The sequence below is a fragment of the Pseudomonas fluorescens genome (genome assembly GCF_902498065.1).
In the GTDB taxonomy this organism is placed as follows: domain Bacteria; phylum Pseudomonadota; class Gammaproteobacteria; order Pseudomonadales; family Pseudomonadaceae; genus Aquipseudomonas; species Aquipseudomonas fluorescens_BJ.
Map to the genome: position 1 here is coordinate 239,296 of NZ_CABVIR010000007.1, position 15,397 is coordinate 254,692.

Annotated in this window: 16 protein-coding genes and 1 pseudogene; 11 read left to right on the plus strand and 6 right to left on the minus strand. The window is 60.2% G+C overall.

Annotated elements, in window-relative coordinates; translation table 11 throughout:
- The first annotated feature begins 65 nt into the window (after nt 1-65).
- Nucleotides 66-392, plus strand: coding sequence for a hypothetical protein (locus F8N43_RS23115; protein ID WP_150633298.1), 327 nt, complete (start codon nt 66-68; stop codon nt 390-392).
- A 27-nt stretch (nt 393-419) separates the two neighbouring features.
- Here the strand turns inward: F8N43_RS23115 and F8N43_RS23120 are convergent, their stop codons facing one another.
- Nucleotides 420-1,199: an IclR family transcriptional regulator gene (locus F8N43_RS23120; RefSeq protein WP_150633299.1), complete on the minus strand. Its 780-nt coding sequence runs from the start codon at nt 1,197-1,199 to the stop codon at nt 420-422.
- 165 nt (nt 1,200-1,364) lie between these two features.
- On the opposite strand from F8N43_RS23120, the gene hmgA reads away from it, so the two are divergent.
- The 3 genes from hmgA to maiA are packed head-to-tail and all read left to right on the plus strand — an operon-like array spanning nt 1,365 to nt 4,625.
- The gene (gene hmgA / locus F8N43_RS23125) at nt 1,365-2,669 is read left to right on the plus strand and encodes a homogentisate 1,2-dioxygenase (protein WP_150654423.1); all 1,305 of its coding nucleotides are present in this window, start codon (nt 1,365-1,367) and stop codon (nt 2,667-2,669) included.
- A 3-nt stretch (nt 2,670-2,672) separates the two neighbouring features.
- Complete coding sequence (fahA, locus tag F8N43_RS23130) at nt 2,673-3,977, plus strand: fumarylacetoacetase (RefSeq protein WP_150654424.1); 1,305 nt, start codon at nt 2,673-2,675, stop codon at nt 3,975-3,977.
- Nucleotides 3,978-3,989: 12 nt separating this feature from the next.
- A complete protein-coding gene (gene maiA, locus F8N43_RS23135) occupies nt 3,990-4,625 on the plus strand; it encodes a maleylacetoacetate isomerase (RefSeq protein WP_150654425.1) in 636 nt (211 codons plus the stop codon).
- A 116-nt stretch (nt 4,626-4,741) separates the two neighbouring features.
- Here maiA and F8N43_RS23140 read toward each other — a convergent pair whose 3' ends face one another.
- A complete protein-coding gene (locus F8N43_RS23140) occupies nt 4,742-5,545 on the minus strand; it encodes a SirB1 family protein (protein ID WP_150631867.1) in 804 nt (267 codons plus the stop codon).
- 172 nt (nt 5,546-5,717) lie between these two features.
- Here F8N43_RS23140 and F8N43_RS23145 point away from each other — a divergent pair, with 172 nt between their 5' ends.
- Nucleotides 5,718-6,737: a Glu/Leu/Phe/Val dehydrogenase family protein gene (locus F8N43_RS23145; RefSeq protein WP_150631868.1), complete on the plus strand. Its 1,020-nt coding sequence runs from the start codon at nt 5,718-5,720 to the stop codon at nt 6,735-6,737.
- 160 nt (nt 6,738-6,897) lie between these two features.
- Here F8N43_RS23145 and F8N43_RS23150 read toward each other — a convergent pair.
- Nucleotides 6,898-7,152, minus strand: a pseudogene (locus tag F8N43_RS23150) (YebG family protein); the annotation flags it as partial.
- A 314-nt stretch (nt 7,153-7,466) separates the two neighbouring features.
- Here F8N43_RS23150 and F8N43_RS23155 point away from each other — a divergent pair.
- The gene (locus F8N43_RS23155; RefSeq protein ID WP_150631870.1) at nt 7,467-7,967 is read left to right on the plus strand and encodes a phosphate-starvation-inducible protein PsiE; all 501 of its coding nucleotides are present in this window, start codon (nt 7,467-7,469) and stop codon (nt 7,965-7,967) included.
- Here the strand turns inward: F8N43_RS23155 and F8N43_RS23160 are convergent.
- From F8N43_RS23160 to F8N43_RS23170, 3 genes are all read right to left on the minus strand, one after another.
- Nucleotides 7,964-8,281, minus strand: coding sequence for a DUF3509 domain-containing protein (locus F8N43_RS23160; protein ID WP_150631871.1), 318 nt, complete (start codon nt 8,279-8,281; stop codon nt 7,964-7,966). The genes F8N43_RS23155 and F8N43_RS23160 overlap by 4 nt on opposite strands.
- 218 nt (nt 8,282-8,499) lie before the next feature.
- Nucleotides 8,500-9,801: an HAAAP family serine/threonine permease gene (locus F8N43_RS23165; protein WP_150631872.1), complete on the minus strand. Its 1,302-nt coding sequence runs from the start codon at nt 9,799-9,801 to the stop codon at nt 8,500-8,502.
- 63 nt (nt 9,802-9,864) lie between these two features.
- Nucleotides 9,865-11,241 carry an L-serine ammonia-lyase gene (locus F8N43_RS23170; RefSeq protein WP_150631873.1) on the minus strand — a complete coding sequence of 459 codons (1,377 nt, stop codon included), beginning with the start codon at nt 11,239-11,241 and terminating at the stop codon, nt 9,865-9,867.
- Between the two features lie 135 nt (nt 11,242-11,376).
- Between F8N43_RS23170 and F8N43_RS23175 the strand changes: the two genes are divergently transcribed.
- The 5 genes from F8N43_RS23175 (at nt 11,377) to F8N43_RS23195 (ending at nt 15,397) form a co-directional block, all read left to right on the plus strand.
- A complete protein-coding gene (locus tag F8N43_RS23175; protein ID WP_150631874.1) occupies nt 11,377-12,324 on the plus strand; it encodes a LysR substrate-binding domain-containing protein in 948 nt (315 codons plus the stop codon).
- A 213-nt stretch (nt 12,325-12,537) separates the two neighbouring features.
- Nucleotides 12,538-12,945 (plus strand): HPF/RaiA family ribosome-associated protein, encoded by a 408-nt coding sequence (locus tag F8N43_RS23180; RefSeq protein ID WP_150631875.1) that lies wholly within the window; start codon nt 12,538-12,540, stop codon nt 12,943-12,945.
- 254 nt (nt 12,946-13,199) lie between these two features.
- Nucleotides 13,200-13,493: a DUF3649 domain-containing protein gene (locus F8N43_RS23185; RefSeq protein ID WP_150631876.1), complete on the plus strand. Its 294-nt coding sequence runs from the start codon at nt 13,200-13,202 to the stop codon at nt 13,491-13,493.
- On the plus strand, nt 13,490-15,070 hold the full coding sequence (locus tag F8N43_RS23190) for a PepSY-associated TM helix domain-containing protein (RefSeq protein WP_150654426.1): 1,581 nt from the start codon (nt 13,490-13,492) through the stop codon (nt 15,068-15,070). Before F8N43_RS23185 ends, F8N43_RS23190 begins: the two co-directional genes overlap by 4 nt.
- Complete coding sequence (locus tag F8N43_RS23195) at nt 15,071-15,397, plus strand: DUF3325 domain-containing protein (RefSeq protein ID WP_150654427.1); 327 nt, start codon at nt 15,071-15,073, stop codon at nt 15,395-15,397.

The following is a 15,397-nucleotide window of genomic DNA, read 5'->3' on the forward strand; positions in this document are numbered from 1 at the left end:
TCAATCAATCTTTATTTTTTTGAATGTGTTTTGGCCGACTCCCATTATTAGAAAGGATGCTATTCATGAGTAACATTTTGCTGAAAGAAGTTAGCGCTAGACTCGGAGAGGTTTTCAAGGAAACGGGTTTTTCGATCAATGTTGATGAAACCTATCTCACGTCGGTCGTGATTAATGACCAGGGTGAGCAAGTGGTTGATTACTCTCAGAGCCTGAGCTGGGCAATCATGGAAAAAGTGCAAGCTAACGAGCTGCCACGGTTCAATGACACGTCCGCAGGTATTTTTTTCAAACAATGGACGTTTGATAAGGCTTATCGCGACCCGGAAGTTGATATAGAACAACTTAATGTTAATGGCCGGTTTGTAGTCCAGTCCTTCAGCAACAACTAAGCACTCGCCTCAAACGGCCAGTCAAGGTTAACCGGCGAAGCCCATTCGCCAACTCACGGCCCGGGTCGCCGCCAGCAATCGCTGCGCCGCCGGGCCGTTTTCGTCGGCGTGAAACAATGACGCCGGGCCAACGATGGTCATGACGGCCACCACATTCCCGACCGCGTTGAACACCGGGGCCGACAACGCATCGACGCCGGGCATCAACAAGCCATGCACATGGTGCAGACCGCGCTCGCGGATTTGTTCACACAAGGTCACATAGGCCTGATCGTCCGCCAGCACATGGGAACTGCTTGCCAGCAGTTCCTGTACGCGCAAATCCACCGTTTCACGCTTGGGCAGAAAAGCGCCAAACACTAATCCCGTGGATGAACTGAGCAACGGCAATACCGAACCCAATTGCGTGACCACAGTCACCGCGCGCACCGCCGGTTCGATATGCACCACGGTTGCGCCCTGATTGCCCCACACCGCCAGAAAGCACGTTTCATTCAACTCATCGCGCAGTTCGGCCAAGGGCAGGGCGCCGACTTTCAGCACGTCCATACTGTTGAGTGCGGCCAGCCCCACACGCAGCGCTTCGCGGCCCAGTCCGTAGTGGTTGGTGGCGGTGTTTTGTTCGGCAAAACCACTGGCGATCAATGCCTGCAGATAGCGATGAACCTTGCTCGCCGGCATCTGCACATGCTCGGCCAGACGCGACAGTGAAGTCGATGGCGACAACTCGGCCAACGCCTTGAGGATGTCGGTGCCGACCTCGGCCGAGCGGACTTTCTGTTTGTCGTTGTTGCGCGGCGTTTCCATGGAGGCGGTCTGATCCCGGGACGAATGGGCGTCTTTATAGCTTGACGGTCAATACCAATCAAATTACGTTATGCGTAATTGAATTACGATAAAAATAACCCTGGCGTGCCGAGACCTCTGCAACAGAGCGACAGGCCATTGCCTACTCCCTGTTCAGGAGGCTCCATGAACCTCGATTCAACGGCGCCCGCGCTGGCTTATCAGTCCGGCTTTGGCAATGAATTCAGCAGTGAAGCGTTGCCCGGCGCACTGCCCGTCGGCCAGAACTCCCCGCAAAAAGCCCCGTACGGCCTCTACACCGAACTGTTCTCCGGCACCGCCTTCACCATGGTTCGCGCCGAAGCGCGGCGGACCTGGATGTACCGCATTCAGCCGTCGGCCAATCACCCGGCGTTCGTCAAACTGGATCGGCAACTGGCCGGTGGACCATTGGGTGAAGTCACCCCCAATCGCCTGCGCTGGAACCCGTTGGACATTCCGACTGAACCGACCGATTTCATCGACGGGCTGGTGAGCATGGCGGCCAATTCGGCGGCGGAAAAACCGGCCGGAATCAGCATCTACAGCTACCGCGCCAACCGCTCCATGGAGCGGGTGTTCTTCAACGCCGATGGCGAACTGCTACTGGTGCCGGAACAGGGGCGCCTGCGCATTGCCACCGAACTGGGCGTGCTGGAACTTGAGCCGCTGGAAATCGCCGTGCTGCCGCGCGGTCTGAAATTCCGCGTCGAACTGCTCGACCCGCAGGCGCGCGGCTACATTGCGGAAAACCACGGCGCGCCATTGCGCCTGCCGGACCTGGGGCCCATCGGCAGCAACGGCCTGGCCAATCCGCGAGACTTCCTGACCCCGGTCGCCCATTACGAAAACCTCAAGCAGCCGACCACTCTGGTGCAAAAATTCCTCGGCCAGTTGTGGGGCTGCGAGCTCGATCACTCGCCGCTCAACGTGGTCGCCTGGCACGGCAACAACGTGCCGTACAAATATGACCTGCGCCGTTTCAACACCATCGGCACGGTCAGTTTCGACCACCCGGATCCGTCGATTTTCACCGTCCTGACCTCGCCGACCAGTGTTCACGGTCTGGCCAATCTGGACTTCGTGATCTTCCCGCCACGCTGGATGGTGGCCGAGAAAACCTTCCGGCCACCGTGGTTCCACCGCAATCTGATGAACGAGTTCATGGGCCTGATCAAGGGCGAATACGACGCCAAGGCCGAAGGCTTCGTGCCCGGTGGCGCGTCGCTGCACAGCTGCATGAGCGCCCACGGCCCGGACGGCGAAACCTGCACCAAAGCGGTCAACGCCGACCTCGCCCCGGCGAAAATCGACAACACCATGGCCTTCATGTTCGAGACCAGCCAGGTGCTGCGCCCAAGCCGATTCGCCCTCGATTGTCCGCAACTGCAAACCAACTACGACGCCTGCTGGGCCACGCTGCCCGCCACTTTCGACCCGACCCGGAGATAACCCATGACTCAGACTTCCATTACTCGTAGCTGGGTTGCCTCCGCCAACGGCCATGCCGATTTTCCCCTGCAAAACCTGCCGTTGGGTGTGTTCAGCGTGAAGGGTTCTGCGCCACGCAGCGGCGTGGCCATCGGTGACCACATCTTTGATCTGGAAGCGGCGCTCGACGCCGGCCTGTTCGACGGTGTCGCAAAAACGGCGGTCGAAGCCACCCGTGGCGGTCAGCTCAATGGGTTTTTCGAACTCGGCCGCGAGGCTCGCGTTGCCCTGCGTGAGCGCTTGATCGAACTGTTCCAGGAAGGCAGCACCCTGCACGGCAAGATCGAAGCCCAAAGCGCAAAACTACTGCCGCTGGCGGCAAACTGCGAAATGCACCTGCCGGCGAAAATCAACGATTACACCGACTTCTACGTCGGCATCGAGCACGCGCAAAATGTCGGCAAACTGTTCCGTCCCGACAACCCGCTGCTGCCGAACTACAAGTACGTGCCGATCGGTTACCACGGTCGCGCATCGACCATTCGCCCGTCCGGCACCGACGTTCGCCGGCCGAAAGGCCAGACCTTGCCGGCCGGTCAGACCGAGCCGACCTTCGGCCCCTGCGCACGTCTGGATTACGAGCTGGAACTGGGTATCTGGATCGGCCAGGGCAACGAGATGGGCGACCCGATTGCCATCGGTGACGCCGCCGATCACATCGCCGGTTTCTGCCTGCTCAACGACTGGTCGGCGCGGGATATCCAGGCGTGGGAATACCAGCCACTGGGGCCGTTCCTGTCGAAGAGTTTCATTACCAGCATCTCGCCATGGGTGGTGACAGCCGAAGCGCTGGAGCCGTTCCGCCGTGCGCAACCAGCGCGTCCGGAAGGCGATCCGCAGCCGCTGCCCTACCTGTTCGACAAACGCGATCAGGCCGCGGGCGCCTTCGACATCGAGCTGGAAGTCCTGCTGCTCACCGAAGGCATGCGCGAGCAGAACCTGCCGGCCCATCGCCTGACCCTGAGCAACACGCAACACATGTACTGGACCGTGGCGCAACTGGTCGCGCACCACAGCGTCAACGGTTGCCAGTTGCAGGCCGGTGACCTGTTCGGTTCGGGTACGTTGTCGGGGCCGGAAATCGGTCAGTTCGGCAGCCTGCTGGAAATCACCGAGGGCGGTAAAAAGCCGATCGAACTGGCCTCCGGCGAAGTGCGTAAATTCCTCGAGGACGGCGACGAAATCATTTTGCGTGCCCGTTGCAGCCGCGACGGTTTTGCCTCGATCGGTTTCGGCGAGTGTCGAGGCAAAGTGCTGCCGGCGCGTTAAGAGGATCTGGTCATGGAACTCTATACCTACTACCGCTCGACCTCGTCTTACCGGGTGCGCATCGCGTTGGCGTTGAAGGGCCTGGATTACCAGGCACTGCCGGTCAACTTGATCGCACCGCCGGGTGGCGAACATCGCCAGCCAGCGTATCTGGGCATCAACCCGCAAGGCCGGGTGCCGGCCTTGCGCACCGATGAAGGCGAGTTGCTGATTCAGTCACCGGCGATCATCGAGTACCTGGAGGAACGTTATCCACAGGTGCCGCTGCTGTCCAAAGACCTCGTGGCTCGTGCGCATGAACGCAGTGTGGCGGCGGTGATCGGTTGCGACGTGCATCCGCTGCACAACGTCAGCGTGCTCAACAAACTGCGGCAGTTGGGCCACGATGAACCGCAGGTGGTCGAGTGGATCGGGCACTGGATCAGCCAAGGGCTGGCGACGGTGGAGCAGTTGATGGGTGATCAAGGTTATTGCTTCGGCGATGAACCGGGGCTGGCTGATGTGTACCTGATTCCGCAGTTGTATGCCGCTGAGCGATTTAATATTTCGCTGGAAGCCTATCCACGTATTCGGCGGGTGGCGGCGCTGGCAGCCGCGCATCCTGCCTTCATCAAAGCGCATCCGGCGAACCAGCCTGACACTCCTTGAGGCCTCACGCATATCCCAGTGGGAGCGGGCTTGCCCGCGATGGCGGTGTGTCCGTTAAATGAATGTCGGCTGGTGCTCCCTCATCGCGGGCAAGCCCGCTCCCACCGGATTTGCGTTTAATGGACGATTGAATTGGGGGGGAGGTGCCCTAATCGTTCAGTCAACCGAATCCGCTGGATCGGGTCGTCGCTGAGCAGCAGCGCATGCTCCAGATCGAAACGCTCGGCGTTCGGGCAGTCCAGCCGCTGGTAAAGGCTGGCCCGGGCCAGGTAATCGGAGGCGCTGGCGTTGCCCAGTTCCAGCACGCGCTCGGCGTCGATCAGCGCGCCGATATAGTCATCGTGGGAAAGGTGTAACTGGCGCAGGTTACGGGACAAGCGCTGGAGCATCTGCACCGGCTCGGCCGTCAGCAAATGTTCGGCGCTGATTTTCATGTTCGGCCCGTACTGGCGTTGCAGCAGTTCCCGGCAATCGTTGGGGTACAAACGACGACCGCCGCAAGGGTCCAGCAGGTGATCGGCCCCGGGAACCCGCAGCAGAAAATGCCCCGGGAAGTTGACCCCGACCAAGGGGATTTCCAGGCATCTGGCCAGTTCCAGCGCGATCAGCCCCAGCGCCAATGGCTGACCACGCCGGCGTTCCAGCACCTTGTCGAGCAAGGCCGCTTGCGGACGCAAAGGGGTGAAATCGTCCTGGGCGTATCCCAGATCATTCAGGCGTCGCAACAGCGGTTGGGCCAGCTCGCTGACCGGCAACATCGGCAAGCCATAACTGACGCGCTGTTGCAGGTCCTTGAAATTCGCCAGTACCGCCTGCGGGTCCACCTCTTTATCGTGCTCGACGGCAATCCACAGCGCCGCTTCGAACAGCGCGGGCGGCGATCGTTGCAGGCAGTCGAAGAAGCGTTGGCGGGGCGTCATCAAAATCTCCGGGACATGCCTCGTTTTAGCCTCCCCTGCGGCATTCGTCCAGTGCAATGCGGGTTATGTCAGAAAGCCTGCATGGCGGCGTCGCTTATTCCGGTGCGCTTCTGCAAATTTTGCGCGCAAGCCTATACTGGCGACTACAAGAAGTGATTCGGGAGCCCCTACGATGTTCGCTCTCATGCAAAGCACTCGCCTTGAATCGCTGCATCTGAGTGTCGACCCGGTCACCGGGTTGAAGGCGGTCATTGCCATTCATAACAGCCGTCTGGGGCCTGCCCTGGGGGGGTGTCGTTACCTTGCCTACCCAAGCGACGAGTCGGCGGTCGAGGATGCCATTCGTCTGGCTCAAGGCATGAGTTACAAGGCGGCGCTGGCCGGCCTGGCTCAAGGTGGCGGCGTGGCGGTGATTGTTCGACCGGTCCATGTCGAAAACCGCGCCGCGCTGTTCGAAGCGTTCGGGCGCTGCATCGATCAGCTCGACGGGCGCTACATCACGGCCATCGACAGCGGTACTTCGGTGGCGGACATGGATTGCATTGCCCAACAGACCCAACACGTCACCAGCACCACCTCGGCGGGCGACCCGGCGCCTCACGCGGCGATGGGCGTGTTCACCGGCATTCGTGCCACCGCCATGGCCCGTCTGGGCAGTGACAACCTCGAAGGCCTGCGCGTGGCTATTCAAGGCCTGGGCAATGTCGGTTTTGCCCTCGCTGAACAACTGCACGCCGCCGGTGCAGAATTGCTGGTCAGCGACATCGATCACGGCAAGGTGCAACTGGCGATGGAGCAACTGGGCGCTCACCCGATCGCCAACGATGCGCTGCTCAGCACGCCGTGTGACATTCTTGCGCCGTGCGGGCTCGGCGGGGTGCTCAACAGTCACAGCGTGACGCAACTGCGCTGCTCGGCGGTGGCCGGTTCCGCGAACAATCAGCTGACCCATCTGGATGTTGCCGATCAACTGGAGCGGCGCGGGATTTTGTATGCGCCGGATTACGTGATCAATTCCGGCGGGCTGATCTACGTGTCGCTCAAACACCGTGGCGAAGAGCTGACGACCATCACCGCACACCTGTCGAAAATCAGCTCACGCCTGACCGAAGTGTTCGCCCACGCTCAGGCGGAGAAACGTTCGCCCGCCAGAGTCGCGGACGAATTGGCGGAGAAGGTGTTGTACCGCTGAACCACACCTTAATGACAGGCATGAAAAAGGCCCTGAGCCATTCGACTCAGGGCCTATTCAATTCGGGTGTTGCTTACTTCGGCGTTTTAGCCGCTTTGGCTGGCTTGGTCGGCTCAGCTGTTTCAGCCACTTCAACCTGCTCAACCTGCTCAACGACTTCAGCAGGCGCGCTCAGCAGCTCGGACAACGCGTCCGGCTGACTCTTGAACGCCTTGGCGAACACATCGCGATTCTTCGCCATGTAGATCCCGGCTTCTTCCACTTGCTGCTCGGTCAGGGACGGAACAGCTTTTTGCAGCACTTCAGCCAGCAATTCGGCCAGTTCGAGCATTTTGTCATGACGGTCAGCTTCGGCTTTATCCATGAACAAGCGCTCCAGATCTCGGCTGCTGCGGTATACCACTTCGACGGCCATTCACCACCTCACATGCCTTCACGATAGTTGTCTGTTTCGACCACTGTATTTATATACAGCGAAAAGGATAAGCGAATCCCTGCGCTTTGGGTAGTGGCTTTTTAATGTAGACCGAAATGAGGGTTTGTCATTTGAACCGTGACGCGCCCATCACGAGCAGGCTCGCTCCCACGGGTGCGACCAAACGCCACAGAGCGCGGTTTAGAGCACCTCGCCATCATATTGCAGGCGTTACTGGCCTTTTTTCTGCATGCAGAACAACCGTCACGTCCAACCCGCATCATCCGCTCGAACCGAGCTAAGGAAGAATCATCGTGAAAATCAACTGGGCCGAGAAGCTGCGGCAGAACGTGCATGAGCTGGCTGAGTCCCTGGGCAACCTGTTCGTCGAGACCTTCCACTACCTGGCGTTGTTCGCCATCGGTGCGGTGACCGCCTGGGCGGCGGTGATGGAGTTTCTGGGGATGATCGAAGAGGGGCACATCAAGATCGATGACATCTTGCTGCTGTTCATCTACCTCGAACTGGGCGCGATGGTCGGGATTTACTTCAAGACCAATCACATGCCGGTGCGTTTCCTGATCTACGTGGCGATCACCGCGCTGACGCGGCTGCTGATCTCCAACGTCTCGCACCACAATCCGCCGGACCTGGGCATCATTTACCTGTGCGGCGGGATTTTGCTGCTGGCGTTTGCGATTCTGGTGGTGCGATACGCCTCGTCGCAATTCCCTTCGGTGAAGATCGAACACCCGCAACGCAAAGTCGGTGCGGGTTCCGGTGAACATCCCGAAGTGGAGAAAGGCGAGATTTAAAGCCGCATGGCGGGGCGCGGGTGGCCTTTGGCCGAGGGCGGCGGCGGAGTGCGATTGTCGCCGTCGGTCATGGCTTCGAGGATGGTCATCGCGCTGTGACCTTGTTCGATGGCAATGCCGAATTGAATACTTTGCACCAGGCGTTTTAGGCGCTTGGTGTCATTGCGTTGTTCGGCGCTGATCATTCGCTTGGCCACGACACGGCCATTGTTGGAGAGGGTCAGCATGATGCTGCCGTCCAGCCCCTGAATGCTCAGGTTGATCTGGTAATCCGGTGCAAAGGCATCGGTAATGAGCTGAAAGGGGTTGTCCATGATGCGTCACCGCCTGATTGAACGTGCAGTTGTTGACCGGCCATGATCGGGTTGGTTCGCAACACCGGACCATCGGCATGTTGCTCGCTGAGGTTTTCAAACATCCTTTTTGCCTCGTCAGGGGGTGTAGCAAGGGGCATGCCGGAAAAATTGTTGGACAATAGACGCGGCAAAAAGAAGGCGGACACCCTGGCCCGCCTTCTTTTTGCCTGCCCGTTTCAGGGCATGAATGAGTAGATGATCGCTGACAGTGCAATCAGACCGATCAACACCACAAACACGTTCGACACCTGGCCCGAATACTGGCGCAAGGCCGGTACGCGGCGGATGGCGTACATCGGCATCAGGAACAACAGGCATGCGATGATCGGCCCGCCAAGGGTTTCGATCATGCCCAGGATGCTCGGGTTGAAGGTCGCCACGGCCCAGCAGCTGAGGATCATGAACAGCGCAGTGATGCGGTTCAGCCAGCTCGACGACATCACCCGGCCACGGCCGCGCAGACTTTTCACGATCAGGCCCTGAAAGCCTTCGCTGGCCCCGATGTAATGACCGAGGAAGGATTTGGTGATCGCTACCAGCGCAATCAGCGGCGCGGCGTAGGCAATGACCGGGGTCTGGAAGTGGTTGGCCAGGTACGACAGGATCGAGATGTTCTGTGCCTTCGCCGCCGCCAGATCAGCCGGGGACAGCGCCAGCACGCAGCTGAAACAGAAAAACATCACCGTCACCACCATCATCGCGTGGGCGATGGCGAGGATGCCGCTGCTCTTGCGCTCGGCCTGCTCGCCGTAACGCTGCTTCTGATCGACAGCGAAGGCGGAGATGATCGGCGAATGGTTGAACGAGAACACCATCACCGGGATCGCCAGCCACAGCGTTTTGAAGAACAGCGGCATCGGCATGCCTTCGCTGGCAGTGGCGAAGAACGCGCCGTTCCAGTTCGGGATCAGACTGACACCGAGCAGCAGCAACGCCGCGACGAACGGGTAAACCAGCACGCTCATGCATTTGACGATGACGCCCTGACCGCAGCGGACAATCGCCATCAGCCCAAGGATCAGTCCCAGCGACAGCACCGCCCGCGGTGGCGGGGCGATGTGCAACTGGTGCTCCATGAAACTGCTGAGGGTGTTGGTCAGCGCCACGCTGTACACCAGTAGAATCGGGAAGATGGCGAAAAAATACAGCAGCGTGATCAGCTTGCCGGCACCGATGCCGAAGTGTTCTTCCACCACTTCGGTGATGTCCCCGGAACGTCCGGACAGCACGAAGCGGGTCAGGCCGCGGTGGGCGAAGAAGGTCATCGGGAACGCCAGCACCGCCAGGATCAGCAGCGGCCAGAAGCCACCCACACCGGCGTTGATCGGCAGGAACAGTGTACCGGCGCCAATCGCCGTGCCGTAGAGGCCAAGCATCCAGGTGGTGTCGTGTTTGCTCCAGCCCTTGTGGGTTGTTTCTGTATTGCGTGTCAGGTCTACAGCAGGATTATCGGCAGCGGGTGTACGTACATCGGTCATCGTTATTGGCCTCGTTATTATTCTTGCTCGGGCTCACGTGTTGCGGGCGGTCGGGAATGCTCCTCAGCACTCCACCCAGCTGACAGCCAGGCCGCCCCGTGAAGTCTCTTTGTATTTGTCATGCATGTCGGCGCCGGTATCGCGCATGGTGCGGATCACCCGGTCCAGGGAAATGAAGTGTTTGCCGTCGCCGCGCAGGGCCATTTGCGTGGCGTTGATCGCCTTCACGGCCGCGATGGCGTTGCGCTCGATGCACGGCACTTGCACCAGGCCGCCGACCGGGTCGCAGGTCAGGCCGAGGTTGTGTTCCAGGCCGATTTCGGCGGCGTTTTCCAGTTGCTCGGGCGTGGCCCCAAGCACGTCGGCCAGACCGGCGGCGGCCATGGCGCACGCCGAACCGACCTCGCCCTGACAGCCGACTTCGGCCCCGGAGATCGAGGCGTTTTTCTTGCAGAGAATGCCTACAGCCGCCGCGCCCAAAAAGAACGCCACGACGTCATCGTCCGACGCGTCCGGGTTGAATTTCATGTAGTAGTGCAGAACAGCGGGAATGATCCCGGCCGCGCCGTTGGTAGGCGCGGTGACCATCCGTCCGCCGGCGGCGTTTTCTTCGTTCACGGCGAGGGCAAACAGGTTCACCCATTCCATCGCCGACAGCGTCGAAGTGATGACATTCGGTTTGCCGATTTCCAACAGACTGCGGTGCAATTTCGCTGCACGGCGCGGAACATTCAGACCGCCAGGCAGGATGCCTTCGTGACGCAACCCCTGCTCGACGCACTCGCGCATCACCGACCAGATGTGCAGCAAGCCCTGACGGATCTCGGCTTCGCTGCGCCAGGCCCGTTCATTGGCCATCATCAACTCGGAAACCCGCAGCCCATGCTGGTTGCAGAGCTTGAGCAATTCGGCGGCGCTGGAAAAATCGTACGGCAGCACCACGTCGCTGGTCGGTGCAATGCCGGACTCGGCTTCGGCCGCTTCGATGATGAAACCGCCGCCGATCGAGTAATACGTTTGCTCTGACAATTCGCCGGTTTCGCCGAAGGCGGTCAGCGACATGGCGTTGGGGTGGTAGGGCAGGCTCTCATCAAGCAGCAGGAGATCGCGTTGCCAGTCGAAGGCGATGGTGGTTTTGCCGGCCAGCGTCAGTTCGCCGGTCTTGAGCAACGTATTGATGCGGCTGTCGATGCTGGTCGGATCGATGCTGTCCGGCCATTCGCCCATCAGGCCCATGACACAGGCGCGGTCCGTAGCGTGGCCGACGCCGGTGGCGGAAAGGGAGCCGTACAGGCGGATTTCTACCCGGCGGACGGCGTCGAGCAAGTGCTGGTCAATCAGTGCCTGGGCGAAGGTCGCGGCGGCGCGCATCGGGCCGACGGTGTGAGAACTGGACGGACCGATGCCGACTTTGAAAAGATCAAAAACACTGATAGCCATGCTAAAGCCTATACAAGTAATGGAAGAAGAATCGCTGCCATTTCTGTAGGACAAGCGCAATGTCGGCGATACTGCCTACCTCGGTCCGACGTGACCAACGAAACTTCCTAAGACAGCCTTTAGTAGGACTAAACAATGAGTCGCCAATTGCATGCCCAGACTTACGTCTGGCTGCACGTGTTTTCCTGTGCCGCGCGGCACTTGTCGTTCACCCGCTGCGCCGAAGAACTGCACATCACGCCGGGGGCGGTCAGTCAGCAAATCCGACAACTGGAAGAACGGCTGGGGTTTCGACTGTTCCACCGCCGTGCCCGGGGTGTGGAGTTGAGCGCAGAAGGCCAGCGACTGGCCATTACGGTCAACGAGGCGTACGGCAGCATCGACGCAGAATTGCGACGACTGGACGCCGGAATGATCAGCGGGATTCTGCGGGTGCGCTCGATTCCATCATTCCTGAGCAAATGGCTGACCCCGCGTCTGCCGCGCTTGCAGCAGCGGTTTCCGGACATTCAGTTGCGCCTGGTGGCGGAGGACAGCAGCGTGCCGTTGCACGAGGGCGACTTCGACCTGGCCATCGACCTGAACGACGGCAGCTACCCAGGCTTGTTATCCACAACCTTGCTCGACGAGCAGATCTTCCCGGTCTGTGCGCCGAGTCTGTTGCGCGGTCGACCGCCGTTGCACGGCCCGGCCGACCTGTCGCACTTTCCGCTGTTGCACGACATCACGGCCTGGCGCGGCAGTTACGAGTACGCGGAATGGGAGTTCTACCTCAACGCCATCGGCTTCGAAGGCGCGGACGTACGGCGCGGGCACACGTTCAATCGCAACCACCTGACCATCGAAGCGGCGATTGCCGGCATGGGCGTGGCGATTGCGCGGCGCACGTTGCTGAACGATGAGCTGGAGCGGGGGACATTGATTGTGCCGTTCGGGTTGGCGGTACCGAATCACAAACGTTACGTGCTGCTGTATGCGCCGGGGGCGCTGAGCCATCCGGGCGTGCGAGCGGTGCATGACTGGCTGGTGGAGGAGGCGGGGGTTTTTCGAAGCCTGCATCCGCTGGCGGAGCGGCAGATGTGAGTAATTATGACAAAGAAGTGAAGCGAGCCAACTCCCGACCTTAACAGCGCTTTTGCTCCTTGTCCGGCTTTTTTTGCGATTGAAAATTTATCTTTTTTCAGGGGTTGAAATGTTCCGCGCACAGACCGATTGTGTAGGTAAGAGGTCACGGTGATGACGCCCAAGGGCCAGCCGAAGGGCCTCTCGCGAGCTAGCTGAATTAAGGGATGAACTATGCAAATCCAAGTCAACAGCGATAACCATATTCAAAGCAGCATCCGACTGGAGGAGTGGGTACGTACTACCATTGAGAGCACGCTCGAACGTTATGAAGAGGACCTGACCCGCGTCGAGGTCCATCTGCGGGACGAGAACGGCGACAAGCCCGGTCCCCATGATTTGCGCTGCCAGCTGGAAGCGCGGCCAAAAGGCCACCAACCGATTTCTGTTACTCATAAAGCCGAAAACCTGGAACTGGCGATCGACGGTGCGGCTGAAAAACTCGAACATGCGCTTGACCATCTGTTCGGCAAACTGCGGGGCAAACCACGTGCCGCGGTGGTGCCGTTCGAAAGGCGCGCAGCCGATGTGCTGCTGGAAGAAGAGTTTCTCGAGAACGAACAGGCTGCACAGAACGGCTGACGCCTGAATCACTTTTTACCTTTCCACCACTGAAAACGGGCCTGCTTATGCAGGCCCGTTCTTGTTTCAGGGTTTGGTGAACGCTTCAGGTTGATGAATCCCCTCGCCACAATGATGTTTGCCTCCACCCATCAGTGGACCAAAGCGCAGGAAATAGACGGATCTTTTTTGCGTATGAGAATATTTATCATTAATATTGCGACCTTGTCGGCCTCCTGACTTACTCGTGGCCTCACCCGTTTCAAGGTCGAAACATGAAAGCACTCCCCGTGTCCTACCGATTGGCCGTCACCTCCCGGGTGCTGGCCGCCGTGCTGGGCGGATATATTGTCGCCGCACTGGCCAGTGTCAGCCTGACGCTGTGGGTGCCCATGGCCCGCGCCGATGCCGTGGTGACCGGGATGATGACCTCGTTTCTGGCCTACCTCGGCGCGGTGATCTGGTGTTTTGCCTGCCGCAGTGCGGGGCGGGCCTGGCTCGGGTTGATCGTGCCGAGCCTGGTGCTGGCGGTGGTGTCGGGGCTGGCTTATTGGATGGGCCACTCATGAAAGAGGGCTTTCGTCAGGCGATGGCCTGGCTGCACACCTGGGCCGGGTTGATCTTCGGCTGGTTGCTGTTTGCGATTTTCCTGACCGGCACACTCGCGTATTTCAAGGACGAGATCAGCCATTGGATGCAGCCGGAAATCCCTGCGCGTTCGGTGACTTCCGAAGCCAGCCTGAACGTGGCGCAAAACTATCTTCAGCAACACGCCGCCGGTGCCTCGCGTTGGCTCATCGACCTGCCCGATGCCCGCGACCCCGGCCTGTCCGTCCGCTGGCAGCAGACCCCGGCCAAGCGTGGCGAACGCGGCCAGTTCACGGAAAAACTCCTCGACCCGCAAACCGGCGCCGAAGTGCAGGGCCGCGAAACCACCGGGGGCGAGTTCTTCTACCGCTTCCACTTCCAACTGCAAATGCCCTATCCGTGGGGCCGCTGGTTGTCGACCATCGCCGCCATGGTGATGTTCGTCGCGCTGATCAGCGGGATCATCACCCACAAGAAAATCTTCAAGGACTTCTTCACCTTCCGCCCGCGCAAGGGCCAGCGTTCCTGGCTCGACGGGCACAACGCGGTGGGTGTGCTGGTGCTGCCGTTTCACCTGATGATCACCTACAGCAGCCTGGTGATTTTCATGTCGATGGTGATGCCGGCCAGCATCCTGGCCTCGTACAACGGTAATGCCCGGGCGTTTTTCGATGAGGTGTTTCCGGCGTCTGCTACGCCGGAACTGGCGGGCAAACCGGCTGAATTGGCGCCGCTGGCACCGCTGCTGGAAAAGGCTCGCGAGCAGTGGTCGGGCGGGCAGGTCGGTCGGCTCACCGTTAACAATCCGGGCGATGCGAACGCTTCAGTGGTGCTCGTGCGTGACGGTGCCGATCGCGTGGTCCACGACTTTGGCCGCGCTGCGACCTTCAACGGCGTGACCGGACAGTTGCTCGACACGACGCCGGAGCAGTCCCTGCCTAGGGCGATTGCCGGCAGTTTCTACGGGTTGCACATGGGCCGTTTCGCGGACCCGGTGCTGCGCTGGTTGTACTTCATTTGCGGGTTGGCCGGCACGGCGATGATCGGCACCGGGCTGGTGGTCTGGCTCGGAAAGCGTCAGCTCAAGCACGCGAAAAGCGGCGTGATGCCGTTCGAGTTGCGGCTGGTGGAAGTGCTGAACATCGCCAGCATGTCCGGGTTGATGGTCGCCGTAGCCGCGTTCTTCTGGGCCAATCGCCTATTGCCGGTGGACATGGCCGGGCGCGCGGAGTGGGAAGTGAACAGCTTCTTTCTCGTCTGGGGCCTGAGCATGCTGCATGCCGTGGTCCGGCGTGGCCGTGCGGCGTGGGTCGAGCAGTTGGCGCTGGCGGCGCTGCTGTTTGGCGCGGTGCCGTTGTTGAACGCCCTGACCACGCCGTTTCACTTGGGTAACACGCTGGCACAGGGCGATTGGGCGATGGCCGGTTTCGACCTGACGTGCCTGGGCAGTGGTGTGTTTTTCGCCTGGGCCGCTTGGAAAATGCGGCGTTCGGCACAGGCTGGGATCGACACCCAACAGCGTGCACAACTGATCACCCTTGAGCGCGAGGCGAACTGAATGTTGCTGGCCCTGTTGCTCTGTTACGGCGGTTTCACCGCGCTGTGTTTATCAATGGACCGGCATCACGCCGAGCTGCTGGGCGGTAAACCGACGGCCCGTCGTCGCCGGTTGTTGAGACTCGCTGGTTGGCTGTTGCTGGTCTTGTCGCTGTGGGCGGCGGTGGCTTCGACCGGTTGGGGGCTTGGGTTGGTGGAGTGGTTTGCGGTACTGATGCTCAGTGCATTGTTGCTGGTGCTGATGATGCCTTATCGACCGCGTCTGGCGTTGTCACTGGCCGGTATAAGTCTGCTCATCAGCCCTGTCGCCGTGTTTGCGCAGTATTGA

Excerpts from the sequence above, each read along its gene's own strand:
- F8N43_RS23185 (WP_150631876.1), top strand. The coding sequence starts at position 13,200 with ATGAAAGCACTCCCCGTGTCCTACCGATTGGCCGTCACCTCCCGGGTG.
- maiA (WP_150654425.1), top strand. The coding sequence starts at position 3,990 with ATGGAACTCTATACCTACTACCGCTCGACCTCGTCTTACCGGGTGCGC.
- F8N43_RS23195 (WP_150654427.1), top strand. The coding sequence starts at position 15,071 with ATGTTGCTGGCCCTGTTGCTCTGTTACGGCGGTTTCACCGCGCTGTGT.
- F8N43_RS23120 (WP_150633299.1), bottom strand. The coding sequence starts at position 1,199 with ATGGAAACGCCGCGCAACAACGACAAACAGAAAGTCCGCTCGGCCGAG.
- F8N43_RS23115 (WP_150633298.1), top strand. The coding sequence starts at position 66 with ATGAGTAACATTTTGCTGAAAGAAGTTAGCGCTAGACTCGGAGAGGTT.
- hmgA (WP_150654423.1), top strand. The coding sequence starts at position 1,365 with ATGAACCTCGATTCAACGGCGCCCGCGCTGGCTTATCAGTCCGGCTTT.
- F8N43_RS23145 (WP_150631868.1), top strand. The coding sequence starts at position 5,718 with ATGTTCGCTCTCATGCAAAGCACTCGCCTTGAATCGCTGCATCTGAGT.
- F8N43_RS23160 (WP_150631871.1), bottom strand. The coding sequence starts at position 8,281 with ATGGACAACCCCTTTCAGCTCATTACCGATGCCTTTGCACCGGATTAC.
- F8N43_RS23190 (WP_150654426.1), top strand. The coding sequence starts at position 13,490 with ATGAAAGAGGGCTTTCGTCAGGCGATGGCCTGGCTGCACACCTGGGCC.
- F8N43_RS23175 (WP_150631874.1), top strand. The coding sequence starts at position 11,377 with ATGAGTCGCCAATTGCATGCCCAGACTTACGTCTGGCTGCACGTGTTT.
- fahA (WP_150654424.1), top strand. The coding sequence starts at position 2,673 with ATGACTCAGACTTCCATTACTCGTAGCTGGGTTGCCTCCGCCAACGGC.
- F8N43_RS23165 (WP_150631872.1), bottom strand. The coding sequence starts at position 9,801 with ATGACCGATGTACGTACACCCGCTGCCGATAATCCTGCTGTAGACCTG.
- F8N43_RS23180 (WP_150631875.1), top strand. The coding sequence starts at position 12,538 with ATGCAAATCCAAGTCAACAGCGATAACCATATTCAAAGCAGCATCCGA.
- F8N43_RS23170 (WP_150631873.1), bottom strand. The coding sequence starts at position 11,241 with ATGGCTATCAGTGTTTTTGATCTTTTCAAAGTCGGCATCGGTCCGTCC.
- F8N43_RS23140 (WP_150631867.1), bottom strand. The coding sequence starts at position 5,545 with ATGACGCCCCGCCAACGCTTCTTCGACTGCCTGCAACGATCGCCGCCC.